The sequence below is a fragment of the Pseudomonas sp. SDO5271_S396 genome, from assembly GCF_054071795.1.
This window is the reverse complement of record NZ_JBSVWB010000006.1, coordinates 180409-202365: the sequence shown is the minus strand read 5'-3', so window position 1 is coordinate 202365 and position 21957 is coordinate 180409. Positions and strand designations below refer to the sequence as shown.

Below are 21957 nucleotides of genomic sequence, written 5' to 3'. Positions count from 1 at the left end.
GCGATGCAGGCACCTCGGTCTTTCAGTTAGACCAAGGTGATGCCATCGCAGGCAAGCCAGCTCCCACACAAGCCCGCTCCCACATTTTTTGTCCCCGGTGAACCAGGGAAATTACAGCTTTATTGAAGAGCGTCCCGGCTTCTTGGTCTGCAGCAGGTGCGAAAACACTGCATGCAAATCATCCGACGCGCTCTCTTCATCGAGGTTGAGTTTGCTGTCGATGTGATCCATGTGATGCATCATCAAATTCACCGCCAACGCGGCATCCCGGGCCTCTATCGCATCGATCAGCTGCGTGTGTTCATCGTAGGAACAGTGCGAGCGGTTGCCGCTTTCGTACTGGGCGATGATCAACGAGGTCTGGGACACCAGGCTGCGCTGGAAGCTGATCAGCGGTGCGTTCTTTGCCGCCTCCGCCAGCTTGAGATGGAATTCGCCGGAAAGGCGGATGCCGGCACCGCGATCGCCGCGGGAGAAACTGTCGCGCTCGTCGTTGACCATCTGGCGCAGTTCAGCCAGTTGCTCCGCCGTGGCGTGCTGCACCGCCAACTCGGTGATCGCCCGCTCCACCAGACGCCGCGCCATGAATACCTGGCGGGCCTCTTCGACACTCGGGCTGGCAACCACGGCGCCGCGATTGGGCCGCAGCAACACCACCCCTTCATGGGCCAGGCGCGACAGCGCACGGCGAATGATGGTGCGGCTGACGCCGAAGATTTCGCCCAGGGCCTCTTCACTCAATTTGGTACCGGGTGCCAGGCGTTGTTCGAGGATCGCCTCGAAGATATGCGCGTAGACGATATCGTCCTGGGTTCCGCTGCGACCGGCCTTGCCGGCTCGCGGTTGTTTCTTGAGAGGTTGCAACTGTTCGTTCATGGGCACTCGGGTCGGGAGAACGGCGGCGAATTAACGGTAATACGGCAACGGACGGTCGCTGGCAAGTATCACCTAAAAACAGGGTACATTGTACACAACCCAATGGGCCAACACACTGTACGGCTGTTTGCGGTGTCGGCTGTATTGCAATGAGTCGTTACGTTTGAGTTTAGGCTTGAATCTGTGCCTTCACCGGCAAACACTCAGGTAAAAGGAACACCGCCCCATGCCCGATGCCACCCACGCGCCCCTGCGCCCGCTGGCCGATACGTCTCCATCGGCCATCGTCGCCGGCTTCATCGCCATGATGACCGGCTACACCAGTTCCCTGGTGCTGATGTTCCAGGCCGGCCAGGCCGCCGGCTTGACCACGGCGCAGATTTCCTCGTGGATCTGGGCGATTTCCATCGGCATGGCCGTGTGCAGCATCGGCCTGTCGCTGCGCTATCGCACCCCGATCACCATTGCCTGGTCGACCCCCGGCGCGGCGCTGCTGATCACCAGCCTGGGCGGTGTGAGCTACGGCGAAGCCATCGGCGCCTACATTACCTGCGCGGTATTGGTCACGCTGTGCGGTCTTACCGGCAGTTTCGAAAAACTGGTCAAGCGCATCCCTGCGTCACTGGCGGCGGCCCTGCTGGCGGGGATTCTGTTCAAGATCGGCAGCGAAATCTTCGTCGCCGCGCAACACCGCACCGGCCTGGTATTGGGGATGTTTTTCACCTACCTGATCATCAAGCGGGTATCGCCGCGTTATGCGGTACTCGCCGCGCTGATCATCGGTACCGCCCTGTCCGGGCTGATGGGGCTATTGGATTTCAGCGGTTTTCACCTGGAAGTGGCGACGCCGGTCTGGACCACCCCGCACTTCTCGCTGGCGGCGACCATCAGCATCGGCATCCCGCTGTTCGTAGTCGCCATGACCTCGCAGAACATGCCCGGCGTCGCCGTGCTGCGGGCCGATGGTTACAACGTACCGGCCTCGCCGCTGATCACCGCCACCGGCCTGGCCTCACTGGTGCTGTCGCCCTTCGGCTCCCACGGCATCAACCTCGCGGCGATCAGCGCGGCTATCTGTACCGGCCCCCATGCCCATGAAGACCGTAACAAGCGCTACACCGCTGCGGTGTGGTGCGGGGTGTTCTACGGCATTGCCGGCGTGTTCGGCGCCACGCTGGCAGCACTGTTCGCGGCACTGCCAAAAGAGCTGGTGCTGTCGATCGCGGCGTTGGCGTTGTTTGGCTCAATCATCAATGGCCTGAGCGTCGCCATGAATGAACCGAAGGAACGGGAAGCGGCGCTGATCACCTTTATGGTCACTGCGTCCGGCTTGACGCTGTTTTCCATCGGCTCGGCGTTCTGGGGGATTGTGGCGGGGGTGTTGACGCTGTTGATTGTGAACTGGCGCAAGGCCTGAAACTGCAAGGTCCCTAACGAAACAGCGACCCGGGCGGGTCGCTGTTTCAGCACATCAGGCTACCGGATTGATCGGCGTCTCTGGGTGCCAGGCATCCAGCAGCGGGCTCACTTCAACGCGAGTCAGCTCTGGGCGGGCCTTCAACCAGGCCTCGACGGTTGCACGCTGTTCTTCGCTGACCGAACCACGCTTGGCCGAGCACACCAGACCGAAGTCGTCGCCGCCCACGTAATCCAGGCCATTGCCGTCCATCGCTTCAGTCAGGAATGCTTCGAGGAAAGCGTCAACCGCTTCGTCGTCCAAACCTTCTTTGAAATCCAGGTTCAGCTCGAAACCCAGCTCTTGAAATTCATCAACGCACAGTTTTTTGCGCAGACGCCGGGAACGGTTAGTCGCCATGGAACAATCCTCATAAGTAATAACGGGCGGCACTTTAGCAGTTTAAGGCGGCGATTGCCCGACTCTCTGGGACAGGCGGCCAATTGCCCGCAAAAAAACCACGATTAGCAGCTATCGTTCAGCTACAAGTGGATCCACCTTGGGGCATAATGCCGACACTTTCATGACCAATGAGGGATTTTTCCTATTTACCCCTCGCCTTTTTCACCCTCCTCAGCAGTAGGGTTTTACTTCTTATGATCAAATCGTTGCGTTCAGTCTTTTTTGCCGGCCTTATTCTGCCCCTGGCCTTTTCCGCCGCCGCCGCCCCGATCAACAACACCCTGCCCCCCAATGTTCAGCAGGCCCTGTCCAAAGCCAAGCTGCAAAACACCGCACTGTCCCTGGTGATGCTGCCGCTGAACGGCCCCGGTACTCCCACCATTTTCAACGCTGACGTTTCGGTGAACCCGGCGTCCACCATGAAGCTGATCACCACTTATGCGGCCCTGGAAATGCTTGGCCCCAACCACCAGTGGAAAACCGAGTTCTACACCGACGGCACCCTCAGCGGTGGTGTGTTGCACGGCAACCTGTACCTCAAGGGCGGTGGCGATCCCAAGCTGAACATGGAAAAACTCTGGCTGCTGATGCGTGACCTGCGCGCCAACGGCGTGCAGCAGGTCACCGGCGATCTGGTACTGGACCGGGGTTTCTTCGTTCAGCCGCAGTTGCCTGAGTTCAATGACGACGGCAACGACGAGAACAAGATGTTCCTGGTCAAGCCGGACGCCCTGCTGGTCAACCTCAAGGCCCTGCGCTTCGTGACCCGCAATGACTCGGGCCGGGTGATCGTGTCGGTCGAACCGCCGATTGCCAGCATCCGCATCGACAATCAGGTCAAGGTGTCCAACGCCAAGCAGTGCACCGGCGACGTACGCTACAACCCGGTGACCGCCGCCGACGGTAGCGTGACCGTGACCGTCAGTGGCCAACTGGCCGACGGCTGCAGCTCGCAGACTTATCTGTCGCTGCTGGACCACGCCACCTACACCGCTGGCGCTGTTCGGGCGATCTGGCAGGAATTGGGCGGTACCATCCAGGGCCGCGACATCCAGGCGCCGGTACCCAAGGACGCTAAAGTACTGGCCCGCGCGTTTTCCCCAGACCTGGCGGAAATCATCCGCGACATCAACAAATACAGTAACAACACCATGGCCCAGCAACTGTTCCTGAGCCTTGGCGCGCAGTTCCGCAACGATGCCGATGGCGACGATGCCAAGGCCGCGCAACGGGTGGTACGCCAGTGGCTGGCGAAGAAAGGTATCACCGCACCGCACCTGGTGATGGAGAACGGTTCGGGTTTGTCCCGTGCCGAGCGCGTCAGCGCACGGGAGATGGCAGCCATGCTGCAAGCGGCCTGGAAGAGCCCCTACGCGGCGGAATACATCAGTTCGCTGCCGATTGCCGGCACCGACGGCACCATGCGTAAACGCTTGAAGACCACCGCCATGCGTGGCGAAGCCCATGTGAAGACCGGCACTCTGAACACTGTGCGCGCGATTGCCGGGTTCAGCCGCGACAACAATGGCAACACCTGGGCCGTGGTGGCGATCCTCAACGATCCCAAGCCCTGGGGCGCTTCGTCGGTGCTGGACCAGGTGCTGCTGGACCTGTATCGCCAGCCGAAAGCAGCGGCCGCCGCTCCGGTCCTGTAGGGCTGAACGAGCGCCTAAGGTGAATGGGTTTGTCAGGGTGAACGGACTATTGTGGTGAGCAGAATAGGCTTTTTTGCGGTGAGCAGGCTTGTCCTGTGCTGGAGCGCCAGGCGGCCCTGAAACCAGCCGGTGCATTTCCGTCTGAAAACACGCGGCGCTCTGGATGGGGCTGCTGCGCAGCCCGGCGCGGGACAAGCCCGCTCACCACAATGAGTCCACTCACCAGCCTCCTCCCGCCCATCGCACTCACTCTTGATTGTTCCCACATTGGGGCTGCGGCAGTCTCAAGCACGCAAGCGCTCTGCCTCGACCCGGTCCCTGCCCGCTTGTTTGGCCACATACACGGCCGAGTCTGCGCGCAGCAGCAGCCCGTCGATGCCCTCGTCCACCCGCCAACTGGCCACGCCAAAGCTGGCGGTCACGATGCCCACCGGTTCCATCGGTGCACTGCGCAACGACTGCCACAGCTCCACGGCCAGGCTGTAGGCCTGGTCGCCATCGGTGTTCGGGCACAGCACCATGAACTCTTCGCCGCCCAGCCGGCAGAACACGTCAGTACGACGCAAACGCAGGCTGATGCGTTTGCACAGCTCTTGCAACACACCATCACCGACCCCGTGGCCGTGTTGGTCATTGATCCGTTTGAAATGGTCGATATCGAGCATGATCACCGACAACGCCCCGGAAGAGCGGTTGAGACGAACCATCTCGGCCTTGAGACGGTCCTGGAAATAGCGGCGGTTGTGGATCCCGGTGAGGGAGTCGGTGATCGATTGCGCCCGCAGCTCTTCCTCCACCCGCTTGAGATCGGAAATGTCCGACACGTAGCCATGCCACAAGGTGCCGCCGCTGGGTAACTCTTCCGGCGTGGCTTCACCCCGAATCCAGCGCAAGCCCCTGTGCGGCAACAGCACCCGGTACTCTTCGCGCCAGTGGCTCAGTTGCAAGGCCGACAGGCGAATCGACGCGCGCACCCGCTCTGCGTCCAGCGGATGAATGCGCTCGAAGACCTTTTTTGCATCCTGTTGCAGCACGCCGGGCTCGATTTCATAAATGTCGCGCATGCCGTCGCTGGCGTAGATAAAGCGCCAGTTATCCTGGGGTTCCAAAGTGAACTGGAAGATCCCGCCCGGCACATGGGCACTGAGCTTCTTCAGCAGACGGTCCCGTGCCGCCAGCGCCTCGTAGGCGCGCTTCTGCTCGGTGATGTCCAGGTAAATCGCCAAGTGGCCGATCCATAAGCCATGGTCATCGAGCAACACCGTGGCCAGCATGTTGACGGTCAGTTGGCTATTGTCCTGGCGCAACAGCGTCCATTCACGGGCTTCGTGCAAGTTGTCGGGACTTTCCACCAGCATCGCCTGGCTCGCCGGGATGCGCTTGCCCAACGCCAGGCTCAGGTTGGCGGCGCGCGCTTCCAGTTCCGTCGGCAGGTGCAGGCTTTCCAGGGTCAGCCGACCCACCACCTGTTCGGCCTTGAACCCGAGCATCTGCTCGGCACCGGCGTTGAAGGTGTTGATGACGCCACGCAAGTCAGTGGCGATGATCGCCACTTGGGTCGCCGCGTTCAGCACGCTGCGCAACTGACCATGGGCGCCGCGCAATTCCTGTTCGCGCAAGCGCAGTTGTACGGTGCGCTGCTCCACCAGTTTCAGCGCCCGTTGGCGCTGACTGACCAGCACATAGAGCAAGGCGCCGAGCAGCAGGCTGAGCAGGCCACCCATGCCGAGAATGGTCACCAGCGAAGAATGATTGGCCTGGTCGAAAACCTGGCTGGGTCGCAGGGTCAGGGCGTAGACATGATCGCCGAGGGTCAGGCGGCGGGCGGCGATCAGGTCGCTGTCGGCCAGCGCATTGCTGGACTCGTACAGCACACGCTTTTGCGTGTCGGACGTGTCGACGATCTGCATCACCAGGTTGTCACGGTCGGGCTTTGGCAACCCCTCGGCCACCAGCTGGCGCATGCTGATCACCGCCATCACGTATCCATAGGGCTCGCTTTGACCCTCTTGGGAAACCGGCGCCACCAGCAACACGCCCGTGGCATACGCAGGTTCCACGCCCACCAGTTGCATCGGTTGGGACACTGCCGGCTTGCCGGATTTTTGCGCACGTTCCAGCACCGAGCGGCGCAACGGCTGGGCCAGCAGATCGAAGCCCAACGGTGAACCGAGCAGGCTCTGGGTCTGGCTGTACAGTACCGGGACGTACTCGTCGCGCTCGACGGCCGGGGCCAGTTCGCCTGACGAATTCAATTCGCGGATGCTGAAGGGCACGCCCCTCAGGTTGGACACGTCGTGCTCGAACTGGCTGCGCTGCGCACGAAACACCCGGGGCGCCCAGGCATAGGCACGGGCACGCAGCAACAAGGGTTGGGCGAAACCGTCGAACTCTTCGCGGGACACATCACTGGAATTGACAAAGAAGCGTCGCAGGCTGCCCAGGCGTTGCTCCTGGTCTTCGAAGCGTTCCTGCAGACGGGTGTAGCGTTCGTTGACGAGCAACTGGAAACGCTGGCGCACCTGTTGTTGATACAGATCGGAAGCGGCCCAGGCAATGATCGCCGTCAACGCGCTACCTGCCAGAAACACCACCAATGCCACCAGCCAAGCCGACGCCTGCTCACTGATGAAGCCTAGGATTTTCGGGCGGACGGCTTGCAACGGCATAGGCAACACTCACAACGCCAGCGTGCGGGGGGTGTCACTTTGGCTAGGCCTTAGTTATAGCTATCGGCCCGGGGTTTGACCAGCGTAAAAAAGCCGCAAGCCCGGAATTTTCAGGGCTTGCGGCTTTTTGTACGGCCATCAGCGTGCGCTGATTTTCCAGGCCCGATGGATCTTGGCATTGCGCGCAAAATCCGGGTCGAGGGTCTTGTCGCTGATTTCCTCGACCGCATAACGCTGGCTGAGGTTGTCCTCGAGCACGAACTTGCGGAAGTTGTTCGAGAAATACAGCACGCCGCCCGGTGCCAGGCGCGCCATGGCCAGGTCGAGCAACTGCACGTGATCGCGCTGCACGTCGAAGATGCCTTCCATGCGCTTGGAATTGGAGAAGGTCGGCGGATCTATGAAGATCAGGTCGAACTCCTCGCGGCTCGCTTCCAGCCACGCCATCACGTCACCCTGCTCCAGACGGTTCTTGTCGGAAAAACCATTGAGCGAGAAGTTGCGACGCGCCCAATCCAGGTAAGTCTTGGACAGGTCGACACTGGTGGTGCTGCACGCACCACCCTTGGCCGCATGCACGCTGGCGGTCGCGGTATAGCAGAACAGGTTGAGGAAACGCTTGCCGGCCGCCTCTTTCTGGATGCGCATGCGCATCGGGCGGTGGTCCAGGAACAGGCCGGTGTCCAGGTAGTCAGTGAGGTTGACCAACAACTTCACGCCGCCTTCGCTCACTTCGGTGAACTTGCCCTGGGCACTCTGGCGCTCGTACTGCTTGGTGCCGCTCTGACGCTCGCGGCGCTTGACCACCACGCGGCTCTTGTCGATGTTCAGCGCCTGGGGAATCGCCGCCAGCGCATCGAACATGCGCGCCGAGGCTTTTTCCGGGTCGATGGACTTGGGCGCGGCATATTCCTGTACATGCACCCAATCGTGGTACAGGTCGATGGCCATGGAGTATTCCGGCATGTCGGCGTCGTACACGCGGTAGCAAGAGACGCCTTCGCGCTTGGCCCATTTGCCCAATTGCTTGAGGTTCTTCTGCAAGCGGTTGGCGAACATCTGCCCGCCTTCGCTCAGGCGCGCCTGTTCGACCACCGGAGCCGGCGCCGGCTTGATCGGGTTACCGTTCTTGTTGTACTGGCGCTCTTGCGGCTCGCTCGGCGCCTGATCATAGGCCGCCTGCTCGCGCTCGGCCTGGCGCTGCTCCGGAGTACGACGCTCGCCGGTGACGAACTGATCCGGGTTGACCTTGATCAGCAGCAGTTTGCACGGCAGTGCGCCGTTCCAGAACGAATACTGCTTGTGGCTGCGGATGCCCATGCGCTTGCCCAGGTCCGGCGCACCGGTGAACACCGCCGCTTCCCAGCCCATGCACGCCTGGCGCAGACGCTCGCCGAGGTTCTGGTAGAGGTACAACAGACTGGCTTCGTCACCCAAACGCTCGCCGTAGGGTGGGTTGCAGATGACCAGGCCTTTTTGATTCTGGTCCGGACGCGGCTCGAAAGTGCCGACTTCGCCCTGGTACACCTTGATCCAATGGCTCAGGCCCGCACGCTCGATGTTGTTGCGCGCTGGCTGGATCAAACGCGGGTCGGCTTCGTAGCCACGGATCCACAGCGGCGGCTTGCTCATGCCGATGGATGCGCGCTCGGTGGCCTCGGCGTGCAGCTTTTTCCACAGTGCCGGAACGTGACCCAGCCAGGTAGTGAAGCCCCAGAGTTCACGATTGAGGTTGGGCGCCATATCGGCGGCAATCATTGCGCCTTCCACCAGGAAGGTACCCACACCGCACATCGGGTCGCTCAGCGCACCGCCTTCAGCCGCAATGCGTGGCCAGCCGGCACGAATCAGGACTGCGGCTGCGAGGTTTTCCTTCAACGGCGCAGCGCCCTGCTGCAAGCGGTAGCCGCGCTGGTGCAGGCTGTGACCGGACAGGTCGAGGGACAGAATGGCCTCGCCACGGTCCAGACGCAGATGGATGCGCAGGTCCGGGTTGATCTTGTCGATGGACGGCCGCTCACCACTAGGCGTGCGCAGCTTGTCGACGATGGCGTCCTTGACCTTCAAGGCGCCGAAGTGGGTATTGTCGATGCCCGAGCCATGGCCACTGAACTCAACGGCCAGGGTGCCATCGGGCACCATATGGTCGGCCCAGTCGATATCCAGCACGCCGTGGTAGAGGTCTTCGGCGTCCTTCATCGGAAAGCGCTTGAGCACCAGCAACACGCGGTTGGCCAGGCGTGACCAGAGGCACAGGCGATAGGCGGTCTCCATGTCGGCCATGCCGCGAACGGCCGAGGTGTGCTCGCGGGCGTCCTCAAGGCCAAGCCCGACGGCTTCCTCGATCAACAGGCCTTCGAGGCCCTTGGGGCAGGTGAGGAAGAGTTCAAAACGGTCCGACATGGGGCATTCCAGGCTTTTCAGCAATAAGTGAACGGGCGACGCATCGCCGGCTCGGTTTTTAATCAGGCACTTTTCTTGAAGAGTGCCCGCGTGGCACGAATGTGCCGTCCCACCCCGCCTGCCGGGCCCTTGGGCCTTGATTGAAGGGGCAGATCAATACTGTGGTGCAACAAAAAGAAATATTCCGACCCTTCGTCGAATAGTAACCGACTGCGTCGGGAGGACATTCTCACTAAAGGATTAAACCCATCCTCTTTGCAGCGTGCATCATAGCTGGCTTTGCCCGGTAATTGGGGCGAAAAGCCATCCCAGCTTATGGCTATAGCATCGTTCTCGTTACGTGCTTATGACAAAACGGTCATTGAATCCATGTGACCTATTGGTTAGAACTCAACACAGGTTGGCGCCGTAACGACGTCGACACATTGGCTCGCCACGCCGGCAGCGAGCCCACCAACGGCAGAAAAACTCTGCCCGGCCTCGGACGAGGCCGAAGGATATCAAGACAGTCAACAAGTGAGGGAAACACCCTATGAGAAGACTTAAGCGTGATCCGTTGGAAAGAGCATTTTTACGCGGATATCAATATGGCGTTCATGGCAAATCCCGTGAGCTTTGCCCATTTACTCTACCGTCGGTACGCCAAGCCTGGATCAACGGCTGGCGAGAAGGACGCGGCGACAACTGGGACGGTATGACTGGCACTGCGGGCATCCACAGACTCAACGAACTTCACGCCGTCGGCTAATCAGGGCACTAATTCCGACACACCACCTTTGAAACAGCAACGACTTACCATGCGCGCCCCATCCGGGCGGCGGGCTTCGGCCCAGGGGCTCCTTTATGGAGCCCTTTTTATTGGCTGGGAAAAACTGCCTGACGTACTCGGACTAATCCAATGGTGGCAGCGGGCTTGCTCGCGAAGGCGTTCTTTCAGCCGAAACTTGCTTCACTGACCCACCGCTTTCGCGAGCAAGCCCGCTCCCACACAAGTCCGCTCCTGCAATACCTGCAATCAAAGCATCAGCGCAGTGCAGCGATCGCATCCACCGACTGGCGAATCAGTTCCGGGCCCTTGTAGATGAAGCCGGAATACAGTTGCACCAGGCTGGCACCAGCGGCGATCTTCTCGGCCGCGTGCTTGCCTTCGGTGATGCCACCCACCGCGATGATCGGCAAACGCCCACCCAGCTCCGCCGCCAGCACCTTGACGATATGGGTGCTCTTGTCACGTACCGGCGCACCCGACAATCCGCCCGCCTCATCGCCATGGGCCAGACCTTCGACACCTGCGCGGCTCAGGGTGGTGTTGGTGGCGATCACCGCATCCATGCCCGAATCCACCAGGGCCTGGGCCACCAGCACGGTTTCCTCGTCGCTCATGTCCGGGGCGATCTTGATAGCCAACGGCACACGCTTGCCGTGCTGCACGGCCAAGTCTTCCTGGCGCTGGCGCAAGGCTTCGAGCAATTGCTTGAGCGAATCGCCGAATTGCAGGCTGCGCAGGCCCGGAGTGTTGGGCGAGCTGACGTTGACGGTGACATAGCTGGCGTGGGCGTAGACCTTGTCCAGACAGATCAGGTAGTCATCCACGGCACGCTCCACGGGCGTATCGAAATTCTTGCCGATATTGATGCCCAGGATGCCCGTGTACTTGGCCGCCTGAACCCGTGACAGCAAGTGATCGACGCCCAGGTTGTTGAAGCCCATGCGGTTGATGATCGCCTCGGCTTCCGGCAAGCGAAAAATCCGTGGCTTCGGGTTGCCTGGCTGTGGCCGGGGGGTCACGGTACCAATTTCGACAAAACCGAAGCCCAGTTGTGCAAAACCATCGATGGCAGCGCCATTCTTGTCCAGGCCGGCCGCCAGCCCCACTGGGTTGGGGAACTCAAGCCCCATGACCGACACCGGCATTTTTGCCGGCGCCTTGCACACCAGCCCATTGAGCCCCAGACGGCCGCCCGCGCCGATCAGGTCCAGGGACAGATCGTGGGAAGTTTCCGGGGAAAGTTTGAACAACAGCTGGCGGGCCAGGGTATACATGGGCGGGCTAGACTCGGATGGCGGCGAAAGGTGGCGGCGATTATAGCCGGGGTGGCGGGGTGCGCGCGAGGCGTGCTGCCCAATCGTCAATGCCGCTGCATCACCAGGCCTTCGTAACGTGCCCAGATCTTCTGCGCATAACGCAGACGCAACGCCTCGCGCTGCGGCCCCGGACCCGGCCCGACGTTATAGGCCCCTACCGCCGTCCAGTTGTAGCCGAACCGCTGGATAAATCCGGCAAGGATCGAAGCCCCCACCTCCACCGACAAACACGGTTCACTCAGCAGCCGTTCTTCGGTAATTCCCAGCTTGAGCAGGCGCGGGAGGTGAATGCTGTTGATCTGCATCAGGCCGATATCACGGGTGCCATTGCTGTTGACGCGGTTCACGGCGTCCGGTCGATTACCGGACTCGACCGCCGCGATGGCCTGCAGCAACTCAGGCTCGAGGTCATAGCGGCTGGCCACCTCCGCCCAGCAAAATGCCAACACCGGGCTGCTGCCCATCAGCAGCGTCAACAACAGGCACCGCCCCCAGGCCTTAACCATGGCTGACTTGCCCGCAGGCCGGGCAGACCTGACCCACGCTTCGTGCCACGCTACGGCCCGGTTCGTGGGAACGCACCGGGCAGGTAAAACGATACCCCCTGCCATAAATGGTCTTGATAAACCGCTTGTCTTCCTTCAAGTGCTTGCGCAGCGAATAAATGCAGCGTGTCAGAGACTCCTCGGCCACATCGCCCTGAGGCCAGGCCAGTTCCAGCAGGCGATCCTTGGTCATCAATGCACCGCCAGAGGCCAGCAGCAAGCGCAAGACCAAGCCTTCCTTGGGCGGCAACTGAATGTCCGCGCCTTCGGTGGTCAAGCGCCCATCACCGTGCAAGGTCCAGCGCGCAAAAATCAGGGATGCCGCTGGCAATCCATTACTCATGGCGGCCATATCCACCTCTGCATCTACGTACTGACATCGAATTCCTTATTTGCACTACCGGCTCATGCGCCAACTCCTCGACTATAAAAAACGAGCCTGGGAGGCACGCCAGGGAAAAACCCAAATTTCCCGGGTTTCCTGGAAGCACCCCGTCAGACAAATCGTCACAGGACCTGATCAAGACAGCCAATCCTGATACACCTCCAGCAACTCAACCCCCAGCCGATCCTCCAGTTGCACCAGTTCGCCCATGGCCAGCAGTTGGCCGTTGACCCTCACCTCCACACAGTGGATGACCTCGGGCGCCAACGGCAGCACCTTGCCCGGCGCAAAAGCAGCCAAGCGCCTGCGGCTGATCAATTGTTCCTGCAGAAGGATTTCCAGATGCATGGACACACGCCTTGTTCATTGAGATAAATCGCGACCCGGTCGCACGAACGCCCGCTTGACACGTTCGTACTGCGCCGCCGTCAACGGCGGAGGACCAAAGGCATCGACCAGGCCTTTTGAGTCACCGCCCACCGCCCGGGCCTGAATGACGAACAGGCGCACCCTGTCTTTCCCCGACTCGGCACTGCGTTCAAACGCTCCCACCCACAAGCGTCGCCCCTGCGACACGCGTACCACACTGCCGATGCTCATATGCCCCACTGCGCCGCCCTTTCCGCGTGGGCTCGTGTCTATCCGACGCCCATCCTCGACGCTGAGCAGCATCTCGATTTCGTTCGTTTCGGCGATACGCGGCAACACACTGACCTGGGTGCTGTACCGCACAGGCGTTGAGTCGGTGCTTTCGTTACGGGAGGCTGGCAAGTAAAACCGGTGATGCTCCTGGAACACCGCCGGTACATTCTCCTGCGCCAGGATGGCCGGCAATGCCACCAGATTCGCCCGGCGCCGACGCTCCAGCGCGGAGAGTTGTGCCATCAGGCGGTTATCCTCCTGTGGTTCGAGCACCCGTGTCGTCCAGAAAGGCGCAGCGCGCTGGGATGCCCATTCCAGGTTGATCTTCTGGAGTTCGTCGCGCTCGATATCCACCCGCCATAACGCCACTTCGATCGCTTGCTTGGGCACGTCCAGCTCTGCGATCAATCGCTCAATGAAGCGCAGTTGAGCCGGCTTGCCCTTGATCAGCAGGCTGTTGGTGTCCGGGTAGGCGAACACCGCCAGTTGCCTGTCCGCCAGTGCGCCTTTTTGCTCAGCCGAAAGCAGGGTTTCCAGGGTAGCGGCCAGCCCCGGTACATTTACCGTGCTGTCCCCCAGGCTGTATTGGCGATCCGCCACGTGGGTGTTGAGCACCTGCACCACCCTGAATGCCTGCGCTCCCACTCGCAGATCAGCCTTCGGTCGATCCATCAGTTGGGCCAGACGCAGCACTTGATCCACATAGTTCGGCGGGCCTGAGACATAAAAAGTACGCTCGCCACTTTTACGCAGCGGGTAGCGCGACTCATCGAGCCCCGAACGGCGCATGTGGTCGCGCAACCGGTCGACCGAGATATGCCGCAAAGCCACGGCCGAGCTTTTCGCCTCGTTGGCGTGGTACAGGTGCAAGACCTGCCCGTCGCCGTACCAGATCAGATCGTGCTGCTGCGCAACGGTTTGCAGTGTCTGTTGCGCCGCGTCGAAATCGAATGTGCCGCTGAGATGCCGGCGGGCCACCTCGCGACTGACCACGACCGGCAACCCCAGGGGTGCTGACAGCGCCGTAAAAAAGGTATGCAGGTTTTGCTCGTGCGCCAGATAGGTCTCGCCACGGGCGGAGGCACCACTCAATAGCAGCGCAGCGCACAGCAGCCAGCCGCAGAGCCGAGCGCGCAAAATGGTGGCAGGGAAATCAGCGTACACCGTGGTTTTTCCTGGGCAGCCTGGCATGAAGAGGCGGCCATACTGAAAGGCCGCCGCCTTTCAATCTTGATGGAAAGCTGATGGCGGACACTGCTTGCCGACCCGTGGCATGTGCCTTGCTAAGTACTCTGCATCAGGGCCCGCGCCAACGACGGAGCAGGCTGACGGACAAAGGCGTCGTTACCCGCATTGGCTTGCACCGCCATCAAGGGAAACGACGCTTTTTTTTGAAAGAAAAGGTAGATGTCGATGAACGATTCGGTTGGCAACAGCCCGATGAAAGACCCACTGGCCTGGGTCAACGGCAGTGATGCACCGGAAAAAAGCAGCCTCGACCTGGGGTTCATGGCTCTGACCGACTGCGCCTCGCTGGTCGTGGCCGCCACCCAGGGGTTTGCCCAGCCTTATGGCCTGACCCTGAACCTCAAGCGCCAACCCTCGTGGGCCAGCCTGCGCGACAAGCTGGTGACCGGCGAACTGGACGCCGCCCACAGCCTGTACGGGCTGATCTATGCCGTGCACCTGGGCATCGGCGGCGTGGCGCCGATCGATATGGCGGTGCTGATGGGGCTGAACCAGAACGGCCAGAGCATCAACCTGTCCAACGGCCTGCAACGACAAGGGGTGATCACTCCTGAGGCACTTGATCGCCACGTGCACCAAAGCCGCACAAAACTCACCTTCGCCCAGACCTTTCCCACAGGCACCCATGCGATGTGGCTGTATTACTGGCTGGCAAGCCAGGGCATTCACCCGTTGCAGGATGTGAACAGCGTGGTGGTGCCGCCGCCGCAGATGGTCGCGCATTTGCAGGCCGGGCGTATCGACGGGTTCTGTGTCGGCGAACCCTGGTGTGCCAGCGCAGTGCTGCAAAACCAGGGCTTTACCCTGGCAACCACCCAGGCGATCTGGCCGAATCATCCGGAAAAAGTATTGGGCTGCACCCAAGCGTTCGTCGATCAGTACCCCAACACCGCCCGCGTACTGGTGATGGCGATTCTCGAAGCCAGTCGTTTTATCGAGCAAAGCCCGGAAAACCGTCGCTCTACCGCACAGTTGCTCAGTGCCCGCGAATACCTCGATACCCCGCTCGACTGCATCGAACCCCGCCTGTTGGGGAACTATGACGATGGCCTGGGCAACCAGTGGCAAGACCCCCACGCCCTGCGCTTTTTTGAAGGCGGCGACGTGAACCTGCCGTACCTGTCCGACGGTATGTGGTTCATGACGCAGTTTCGTCGCTGGGGCTTGCTGCGCGAAGACCCCGACTACCTCGGCGTTGCCCGGCAGGTACAACAGCTGGCGCTCTATCGCCAGGCAGCCGACGCCGTGGGTGTTCCGGCCCGGTCTTCGGACGTGCGCAGCAGCCAACTGATCGACGGCAAAGTCTGGGATGGCACCGACCCCGCCGCCTACGCCCGCAGCTTCCGTCTGCATGCCCTGGCCGATCATTCCGGCCGCCAGGCCTTGCGCTGACAGGAGCATGAACATGTTGCGAATCCTGTTGATCAACGACACCCCGCGCAAAGTCGGACGCCTCAAGGCCGCGCTGACCGAGGCCGGGTTTGAGGTGATCGATGAGTCAGGCCTGACCATCGATCTGCCGGCACGCGTCGAAACAGTGCGCCCCGACGTGATCCTGATCGATACCGAGTCACCGACTCGCGATGTGATGGAACAAGTGGTGCTGGTCAGTCGTGACCGGCCACGGCCTATCGTGATGTTTACCGACGAACACGACCCGAGCGTGATGCGCCAGGCGATCAAGTCCGGTGTGAGCGCCTACATCGTCGAAGGCATCCAGGCCCAGCGCCTGCAACCGATTCTCGACGTGGCCATGGCCCGCTTTGAAAGCGACCAGGCCTTGCGCGCCCAGCTCCAGGCCCGCGACCAGCAGTTGGCAGAGCGCAAACGCATCGAGCTGGCCAAGGGCATGCTGATGAAAATGAAGGACTGCAATGAGGAAGAGGCCTACACCCTTATGCGCCGCCAAGCCATGAGTCGCCAACAGAAATTGATCCAGGTGGCAGAGCAGATTATCGCCATGAGCGAGCTGCTGGGCTGAGCTGGCTCAGCTTTTGCTAAGTATTCGATACAGGTAGCCAACGGCGGTTGCCCCTCCACGACAAAGACGTCGCACATCCGGTTTGCCCTCGCGAACCCGGTGGCGGCGTTTTTTTGTTTTTGGCCCCAGGGACCGGGGCCGATGGGGCGGCCTCCGTGGGCGGCCCCATCCCCAGGCCTTCTTACAAGACTTCCAACCGTTGAGGTGCGTGATGAAATCAAGCTTCTGGAAATCCGGGCACACCCCGACCCTGTTTGCCGCGTTCCTGTATTTCGACCTGAGCTTCATGGTGTGGTACCTGCTGGGACCGCTGGCGGTGCAGATTGCCGCTGACCTGCACCTGACCACCCAGCAACGTGGCCTGGTCGTAGCGACGCCGATCCTCGCCGGCGCGGTACTGCGCTTTCTGATGGGCATGCTGGCGGACAAGTTGTCGCCCAAGACCGCCGGACTGATCGGTCAGGCGATCGTGATCGTGGCGCTACTGTGTGCCTGGAAGTTGGGGATTCACAGCTACGAGCAGGCGCTGTTGCTCGGCGTATTCCTTGGCATGGCCGGCGCGTCGTTCGCCGTGGCCCTGCCCCTGGCCTCGCAGTGGTATCCGGCCGAGCACCAGGGCAAGGCCATGGGCATCGCCGGGGCCGGTAACTCGGGTACCGTATTTGCCGCGCTGCTGGCCCCTGTACTGGCAGCGGCCTTTGGCTGGAGCAACGTATTCGGCTTTGCGTTGATTCCACTGATCCTGACCCTGATCGTATTCGCCTGGCTGGCACGTAATGCCCCCGAACGTCCGAAGGCCAAGTCCATGGCCGACTACTTCAAAGCCCTGGGTGACCGCGACAGCTGGTGGTTCATGTTTTTCTACAGCGTGACTTTCGGCGGTTTCATCGGCCTGGCCAGTGCATTGCCCGGCTACTTTAACGACCAATACGGCCTGAGCCCGGTCACCGCCGGTTATTACACGGCAGCCTGCGTGTTTGGCGGCAGCCTCATGCGCCCTCTGGGCGGCGCCCTGGCCGACCGTTTCGGCGGCATCCGTACGCTGCTCGGCATGTACAGCGTGGCAGCCATCTGCATCGCAGCAGTGGGTTTCAACCTGCCCAGTTCCTACGCGGCACTGGCACTTTTCGTGTGCACCATGCTCGGCCTCGGTGCCGGTAATGGCGCGGTGTTCCAATTGGTGCCCCAGCGGTTCCGCCGCGAAATCGGCGTGATGACCGGCCTGATCGGCATGGCCGGCGGCATTGGCGGCTTCGCCCTGGCCGCGGGCATGGGCGCCATCAAGCAAAGTACCGGCAGCTATCAGTTGGCCTTGTGGTTGTTCGCCAGCCTGGGCGTACTGGCCTGGTTCGGGCTGCACGGCGTGAAACGTCGCTGGAGGACCACTTGGGGTTCAGCGGCCGTGACGGCTGCACGCGTCTGATGAGCCTGCAACTGAGCGTGGCCCAGGCCAGCGCCATCGGCCCTCGGGCGGAAAACCAGGATGCGCTGCGGGTGGTTACCCCCGTGGCGGAGCTGGCCGCAAGCAAAGGCTACCTGTGCGCCATGGCCGATGGCGTCAGCCAATGCGCCGACGGCGGCCTGGCCGCACGCTCGACCTTGCAGGCTCTGGCCCTGGACTATTACGCCACGCCCCAGACCTGGGGCGTGGCCCAGGCCCTGGAACGCTTGTTACTGGCACAGAACCGTTGGCTACAGGCCAATGGCGGTGGTCAGCCACTGCTCACCACCCTCAGTGCGCTGGTCTTTCGTGGCCAGCGTTTCACCCTCGCCCATGTGGGGGACTGCCGGGCGTATCGCTGGCTGAATGGCGAGTTGCAACGCATCAGCGAAGATCACGTGTGGGAACAGCCGGGCATGCAGCATGTGCTCAAGCGCGCGCTGGGTCTGGACCAGCATCTGGTCCTGGATTTTCTCGATGGTGCGTTGCGTGAAGGTGAATGCTTCCTGCTGCTCAGTGATGGCGTGTGGGCCACGCTGGGTGATCACAGCATTCAGGCGATCCTGCGGGAACAGTCGGACCTCGACTTGGCGGTCAACACCCTTGTCAGTGCGGCCCACTTGGCGGGCAGTCAGGATAACGCCAGCGCGCTGCTGGTGCGCGTCGACCAACTCGGCGCTGCCACTTTGGGCGATGCACTGGTGCAATTGCAGCAATGGCCGCTGCCGCCACCGCTGAAAGCCGGGCAACATTTTGAAAGCTGGCAAGTGGAAACCCTCCTGGCCCAGAGCCGGCAATCGTTGCTGTACCGGGTGCGGGATGCACAGCAACAACCCTGGTTGCTCAAGACCCTGCCCCTGAGCCGCGACGATGACAATGATGCCGGCCAGGCCTTGCTGTCGGAAGAATGGTTCCTGCGCCGGGTCGCAGGTCGGGCGTTTCCGGAAGTGCACGCCGGCAGCGGACGTCAGCACCTGTATTACGTGATGCGCGAATACCCGGGGCAGACCCTCGCCGAGCTGTTTCGGCGGCAGGGCCCGCTGCCCTTGGCACAGTGGCAATCCGTGGCCGAACGTTTACTGCGGGCGGTGGGCCTGCTGCATCGTCGGCAGATCCTGCACCGCGACATCAAGCCGGAAAACCTGCTGTTGGGCGAGGATGGTGAGCTGCGTATGCTGGATTTCGGTCTCGCCTACTGCCCGGGCCTCTCGGAGGACTGCGCCCACGTACTGCCTGGCACGCCGAGCTTCATTGCTCCCGAAGCCTTCAATGGCGAGCGTCCTACCGTTCAACAGGACTTGTATAGCGTCGGCGTCAGCTTGTATTACCTGCTGACCGGGCATTACCCCTACGGTGAGATCGAAGCATTCCAACGGCCCCGCTTCAATCAGGCTGTCAGCGCCAGTCGCTATCGACCCGACCTGCCGGACTGGCTGCCGCTTTGCCTGGAGCGGGCCGTAGCCGCCCAGCCGACGCAACGTTATGAAACCGCCGAAGAATGGTTACTCGTACTGGAGCAGGCAGAGCGACGCGAGCTGAGCATCCGCCCCAGGCCCTTGCTAGAACGCGAGCCGCTGAAGGTCTGGCGCACCCTGGCGCTGCTGTCGCTGCTGATCAATCTGGTCCTCCTGTATTCACTCTTTCACAGCTAGAGCCATCGCTGGACGAGGAAAAACACATGAACGCAAAAGTCTGGCTGGTGGGTGCCGGCCCCGGTGATCCCGAGTTGCTGACCCTCAAAGCTGTACGTGCGATGCGCGAAGCCGATGTGGTGCTGATCGACGATCTGGTCAACCCGGCGGTGCTGGAACATTGCCCTGGTACGCAAGTGATCACGGTGGGCAAACGCGGCGGCTGCCGCTCGACGCCCCAAGACTTTATCCATAGGCTACTGCTGCGCTATGCGCGCCAGGGCAAATGCGTGGTGCGGCTGAAGGGCGGCGACCCCTGTATTTTCGGGCGTGGTGGTGAGGAAGCCGACTGGCTGCGCGAGCGCGGCATTGAGGTGGAACTGGTCAACGGGATCACTGCCGGACTGGCGGGTGCCACGAACTGTGACATACCGCTGACACTGCGCGGCATAAGTCGAGGCGTGACGCTGGTGACCGCCCATACGCAGGATGACAGCCAACTGAACTGGCGCGCGCTGGCGGAGGGTGGAACCACCCTGGTGGTGTACATGGGGGTGGCGAAACTGGAGGAGATTCGTCGGCAGTTACTGGAGGGCGGCATGGCCGCGAATATGCCAGTGGCAATGATCGAGAACGCATCGCTGCCCCAGCAGCGGGAATGTCGCAGCACGCTGTCACACATGCATGAGACCGCGCTGGCCTTCGAATTGAAGAGCCCGGCGATCCTGGTGATCGGCCGTGTTGCCGCAACTGCGCAGGCGGCCCGGGTCGCTGTGGCGGCGAGCGCCTGAGGCAAATCGCAGACGAAAAAAAACCCGGCCTGAGCCGGGTTTTTTTCAACTACTCAGTGATTACTGAGCAGCTTGAGCTTCAACCGAGGCTTCTACGCGACGGTTAACAGCACGGCCTGCTTCAGTTGCGTTGTCGGCAACTGGACGGGATTCGCCGTAGCCAACCGAGCTAACACGGTTAGGAGCGATACCGTCTTTGACCAGAACTTGCTTGACCGCGTCAGCACGACGCTGGGACAGCTTCTGGTTGTAAGCGTCTGGACCTACGGAGTCAGTGTGACCTTCAACCACGGTGGTGGTTTGTGGGTACTGCTTCATGAAGTCGGCCAGGTTTTTCACGTCGCCGTAGCTGTTAGGCTTAACAACGGCTTTGTCGAAGTCGAACTTGACGTCCAGCTCAACACGTACAACTTGAGCAACTGGAGCTTCTGGCTCTGGAGTTGGCTCTGGAGCTGGTGCTGGAGCAGGAGCTGGAGCGACTTTGCCAGCGTTGCCGCCGAAGTTCACACCCAGGCCGACCAGAGCGGAGTAGTCCCACTTGCCGTTGTCCAGGTTGTAGTCAGACTCAACGCCAGCACGGGCGAACAGGTTGTCGGTGAAGTAGTACTTCACGCCAGCGCCAGCGATAGCCAGGGTCGACTGGTCGCGACCGCTGTGGCCGTCAGCCTGTACGTTGGTACGGGACTGGTGACCGAAACCGCCTTCTACGTATGGACGCAGGGAGTCGACACCGGCCTGACCGAAGTGGTACTGAGCAGTTACGCTGCCAGTGTCACCCTTGATCTTCTGGTTGCCAGTACCGTCGTTCGAACGGGTGTGCTTGGTGGTGTCGTAGTTCAGGTTGATCGACACGTCGTCGGTCAGGAAGTAACCGATGCTAGCGCCTGGGTTGAAGCCGTCTTCGATGTGCTTGACGCTATCGTTGTACTGCTTCTTGTAGAACAGCTGGCCTTCAACTGCGCCTTGGCCTTGTGCCAGAGCGCCGAAAGAAGTGGCAGCAATAAGAGAACCAATGGCCAAGCCCAAGGTGTTTTTCAGTTTCATCCGTTAAATCCCCATCTGGTGATTGTAAAGCAGTCCCACAAACCGGGGGACAACTCGGCGACAAGTCTAACAGAACTTGCCTACACGTAAGAGATATTTGCCACGCACTAAGTTTCAGTCTCGTCCGCAAATTTCTCACGTAATTTATCAAGAGCACGTTTGTAACGCATTTTTGTAGCACTCAAACCCATGTGCATGATGTCAGCGATTTCCTGAAACTCGAGCTCTGCGACAAAACGTAGCACCAGAATTTCTCGGTCAATCGGGTTCACATACACTAACCAGCGATCGAGTCCGCCCTTTTCCTCGGGAGCAGGTGCCTTCTCTTCAGAGGCCTCCTCAAGGGGGTCGAGACTCAAAGCGTCCATCAACCGACGCTTTCGCCGCTCCTTGCGATACTGCGTGATGCACTCGTTGTACGTGATGCTATATAGCCATGTCTTGAACTTCGATTTACCCTCAAAGTTCTTGAGGCCATACAGCACCTTGAGCATCACTTCCTGACAGACATCATCCGCATCTCTATCGTTCCCTAAATACCTTGAACAAACGTTGAACAAAGTGCGTTGATATCTGCGCATCAATTCTTCGTACGCGCGAGTTACGTGAAACAGCTCCGTGTGCGCGCGCGCGACCAACTCCTCATCAGAGAGCTCACGGGGGTCATAGCGCGTAGACAGCGTTTGGGCTTTATTCAAAACAA

At 61.0% G+C, this 21957-nt stretch carries 19 protein-coding genes; 8 read left to right on the top strand and 11 right to left on the bottom strand.

Annotated elements, in window-relative coordinates; genetic code table 11:
* Positions 1 to 111: 111 nt before the first annotated feature.
* Entirely contained in the window at positions 112 to 876 is a 765-nt protein-coding gene (locus ACW9IN_RS07560) for a GntR family transcriptional regulator (protein WP_457365288.1), read from the bottom strand.
* A gap of 226 nt (positions 877 to 1102) precedes the next feature.
* Here ACW9IN_RS07560 and ACW9IN_RS07555 point away from each other — a divergent pair, with 226 nt between their 5' ends.
* Entirely contained in the window at positions 1103 to 2293 is a 1191-nt protein-coding gene (locus ACW9IN_RS07555) for a benzoate/H(+) symporter BenE family transporter (RefSeq protein WP_457365287.1), read from the top strand.
* A gap of 54 nt (positions 2294 to 2347) precedes the next feature.
* Here ACW9IN_RS07555 and ACW9IN_RS07550 read toward each other — a convergent pair whose 3' ends face one another.
* A complete protein-coding gene (locus ACW9IN_RS07550; protein ID WP_034099703.1) occupies positions 2348 to 2692 on the bottom strand; it encodes a YggL 50S ribosome-binding family protein in 345 nt (114 codons plus the stop codon).
* Between the two features lie 236 nt (positions 2693 to 2928).
* Between ACW9IN_RS07550 and dacB the strand changes: the two genes are divergently transcribed.
* The gene (dacB, locus tag ACW9IN_RS07545) at positions 2929 to 4389 is read left to right on the top strand and encodes a D-alanyl-D-alanine carboxypeptidase/D-alanyl-D-alanine endopeptidase (protein WP_457365286.1); all 1461 of its coding nucleotides are present in this window, start codon (positions 2929 to 2931) and stop codon (positions 4387 to 4389) included.
* Between the two features lie 284 nt (positions 4390 to 4673).
* On the opposite strand, the gene ACW9IN_RS07540 is transcribed toward dacB, so the two are convergent.
* Together ACW9IN_RS07540 and rlmKL are read right to left on the bottom strand one after the other, a co-directional pair.
* On the bottom strand, positions 4674 to 7058 hold the full coding sequence (locus tag ACW9IN_RS07540) for a sensor domain-containing diguanylate cyclase (protein ID WP_457365285.1): 2385 nt from the start codon (positions 7056 to 7058) through the stop codon (positions 4674 to 4676).
* A gap of 138 nt (positions 7059 to 7196) precedes the next feature.
* Positions 7197 to 9461, bottom strand: a complete 2265-nt coding sequence (gene rlmKL / locus ACW9IN_RS07535) for a bifunctional 23S rRNA (guanine(2069)-N(7))-methyltransferase RlmK/23S rRNA (guanine(2445)-N(2))-methyltransferase RlmL (RefSeq protein ID WP_457365284.1) — start codon at positions 9459 to 9461, stop codon at positions 7197 to 7199.
* 532 nt (positions 9462 to 9993) lie between these two features.
* Between rlmKL and rmf the strand changes: the two genes are divergently transcribed.
* The gene (gene rmf, locus ACW9IN_RS07530; protein ID WP_002553055.1) at positions 9994 to 10209 is read left to right on the top strand and encodes a ribosome modulation factor; all 216 of its coding nucleotides are present in this window, start codon (positions 9994 to 9996) and stop codon (positions 10207 to 10209) included.
* A gap of 275 nt (positions 10210 to 10484) precedes the next feature.
* Here the strand turns inward: rmf and ACW9IN_RS07525 are convergent, their stop codons facing one another.
* The 5 genes from ACW9IN_RS07525 to sctC form a co-directional block, all read right to left on the bottom strand.
* Entirely contained in the window at positions 10485 to 11504 is a 1020-nt protein-coding gene (locus ACW9IN_RS07525; RefSeq protein ID WP_457365283.1) for a quinone-dependent dihydroorotate dehydrogenase, read from the bottom strand.
* Positions 11505 to 11590: 86 nt separating this feature from the next.
* Positions 11591 to 12052, bottom strand: a complete 462-nt coding sequence (locus ACW9IN_RS07520; protein WP_457365282.1) for a transglycosylase SLT domain-containing protein — start codon at positions 12050 to 12052, stop codon at positions 11591 to 11593.
* Positions 12045 to 12443, bottom strand: coding sequence for a winged helix-turn-helix domain-containing protein (locus tag ACW9IN_RS07515; RefSeq protein ID WP_457365281.1), 399 nt, complete (start codon positions 12441 to 12443; stop codon positions 12045 to 12047). The genes ACW9IN_RS07520 and ACW9IN_RS07515 overlap by 8 nt, the downstream gene beginning before the upstream one ends.
* 168 nt (positions 12444 to 12611) lie before the next feature.
* On the bottom strand, positions 12612 to 12824 hold the full coding sequence (locus ACW9IN_RS07510; protein ID WP_457365280.1) for a FliM/FliN family flagellar motor switch protein: 213 nt from the start codon (positions 12822 to 12824) through the stop codon (positions 12612 to 12614).
* A gap of 15 nt (positions 12825 to 12839) precedes the next feature.
* Complete coding sequence (gene sctC, locus ACW9IN_RS07505; RefSeq protein ID WP_457365279.1) at positions 12840 to 14282, bottom strand: type III secretion system outer membrane ring subunit SctC; 1443 nt, start codon at positions 14280 to 14282, stop codon at positions 12840 to 12842.
* Positions 14283 to 14531: 249 nt separating this feature from the next.
* Here sctC and ACW9IN_RS07500 point away from each other — a divergent pair, with 249 nt between their 5' ends.
* The 5 genes from ACW9IN_RS07500 to cobA all read left to right on the top strand — a co-directional run bounded on the left by ACW9IN_RS07500 (position 14532) and on the right by cobA (position 20210).
* On the top strand, positions 14532 to 15758 hold the full coding sequence (locus ACW9IN_RS07500) for a CmpA/NrtA family ABC transporter substrate-binding protein (RefSeq protein WP_457365278.1): 1227 nt from the start codon (positions 14532 to 14534) through the stop codon (positions 15756 to 15758).
* A gap of 13 nt (positions 15759 to 15771) precedes the next feature.
* Complete coding sequence (locus ACW9IN_RS07495) at positions 15772 to 16347, top strand: ANTAR domain-containing response regulator (RefSeq protein ID WP_457365277.1); 576 nt, start codon at positions 15772 to 15774, stop codon at positions 16345 to 16347.
* A 211-nt stretch (positions 16348 to 16558) separates the two neighbouring features.
* Positions 16559 to 17770, top strand: coding sequence for a nitrate/nitrite transporter (locus ACW9IN_RS07490; protein ID WP_457365276.1), 1212 nt, complete (start codon positions 16559 to 16561; stop codon positions 17768 to 17770).
* Positions 17770 to 19440, top strand: coding sequence for a protein kinase domain-containing protein (locus ACW9IN_RS07485; protein ID WP_457365294.1), 1671 nt, complete (start codon positions 17770 to 17772; stop codon positions 19438 to 19440). The genes ACW9IN_RS07490 and ACW9IN_RS07485 overlap by 1 nt, the downstream gene beginning before the upstream one ends.
* A 26-nt stretch (positions 19441 to 19466) precedes the next feature.
* Positions 19467 to 20210, top strand: coding sequence for a uroporphyrinogen-III C-methyltransferase (gene cobA, locus ACW9IN_RS07480; protein WP_457365275.1), 744 nt, complete (start codon positions 19467 to 19469; stop codon positions 20208 to 20210).
* 60 nt (positions 20211 to 20270) lie between these two features.
* On the opposite strand, the gene ACW9IN_RS07475 is transcribed toward cobA, so the two are convergent.
* Both ACW9IN_RS07475 and sigX read right to left on the bottom strand, forming a co-directional pair.
* Positions 20271 to 21254 (bottom strand): OmpA family protein, encoded by a 984-nt coding sequence (locus tag ACW9IN_RS07475; protein WP_457365274.1) that lies wholly within the window; start codon positions 21252 to 21254, stop codon positions 20271 to 20273.
* 107 nt (positions 21255 to 21361) lie between these two features.
* Positions 21362 to 21952, bottom strand: coding sequence for an RNA polymerase sigma factor SigX (gene sigX, locus ACW9IN_RS07470; protein ID WP_457365273.1), 591 nt, complete (start codon positions 21950 to 21952; stop codon positions 21362 to 21364).
* Positions 21953 to 21957 lie beyond the last annotated feature (5 nt).

Excerpts from the sequence above, each read along its gene's own strand:
- ACW9IN_RS07560 (WP_457365288.1), bottom strand. The coding sequence starts at position 876 with ATGAACGAACAGTTGCAACCTCTCAAGAAACAACCGCGAGCCGGCAAG.
- ACW9IN_RS07555 (WP_457365287.1), top strand. The coding sequence starts at position 1,103 with ATGCCCGATGCCACCCACGCGCCCCTGCGCCCGCTGGCCGATACGTCT.
- ACW9IN_RS07550 (WP_034099703.1), bottom strand. The coding sequence starts at position 2,692 with ATGGCGACTAACCGTTCCCGGCGTCTGCGCAAAAAACTGTGCGTTGAT.
- dacB (WP_457365286.1), top strand. The coding sequence starts at position 2,929 with ATGATCAAATCGTTGCGTTCAGTCTTTTTTGCCGGCCTTATTCTGCCC.
- ACW9IN_RS07540 (WP_457365285.1), bottom strand. The coding sequence starts at position 7,058 with ATGCCGTTGCAAGCCGTCCGCCCGAAAATCCTAGGCTTCATCAGTGAG.
- rlmKL (WP_457365284.1), bottom strand. The coding sequence starts at position 9,461 with ATGTCGGACCGTTTTGAACTCTTCCTCACCTGCCCCAAGGGCCTCGAA.
- rmf (WP_002553055.1), top strand. The coding sequence starts at position 9,994 with ATGAGAAGACTTAAGCGTGATCCGTTGGAAAGAGCATTTTTACGCGGA.
- ACW9IN_RS07525 (WP_457365283.1), bottom strand. The coding sequence starts at position 11,504 with ATGTATACCCTGGCCCGCCAGCTGTTGTTCAAACTTTCCCCGGAAACT.
- ACW9IN_RS07520 (WP_457365282.1), bottom strand. The coding sequence starts at position 12,052 with ATGGTTAAGGCCTGGGGGCGGTGCCTGTTGTTGACGCTGCTGATGGGC.
- ACW9IN_RS07515 (WP_457365281.1), bottom strand. The coding sequence starts at position 12,443 with ATGGCCGCCATGAGTAATGGATTGCCAGCGGCATCCCTGATTTTTGCG.
- ACW9IN_RS07510 (WP_457365280.1), bottom strand. The coding sequence starts at position 12,824 with ATGCATCTGGAAATCCTTCTGCAGGAACAATTGATCAGCCGCAGGCGC.
- ACW9IN_RS07500 (WP_457365278.1), top strand. The coding sequence starts at position 14,532 with ATGAACGATTCGGTTGGCAACAGCCCGATGAAAGACCCACTGGCCTGG.
- ACW9IN_RS07495 (WP_457365277.1), top strand. The coding sequence starts at position 15,772 with ATGTTGCGAATCCTGTTGATCAACGACACCCCGCGCAAAGTCGGACGC.
- ACW9IN_RS07490 (WP_457365276.1), top strand. The coding sequence starts at position 16,559 with ATGAAATCAAGCTTCTGGAAATCCGGGCACACCCCGACCCTGTTTGCC.
- ACW9IN_RS07485 (WP_457365294.1), top strand. The coding sequence starts at position 17,770 with ATGAGCCTGCAACTGAGCGTGGCCCAGGCCAGCGCCATCGGCCCTCGG.
- cobA (WP_457365275.1), top strand. The coding sequence starts at position 19,467 with ATGAACGCAAAAGTCTGGCTGGTGGGTGCCGGCCCCGGTGATCCCGAG.
- ACW9IN_RS07475 (WP_457365274.1), bottom strand. The coding sequence starts at position 21,254 with ATGAAACTGAAAAACACCTTGGGCTTGGCCATTGGTTCTCTTATTGCT.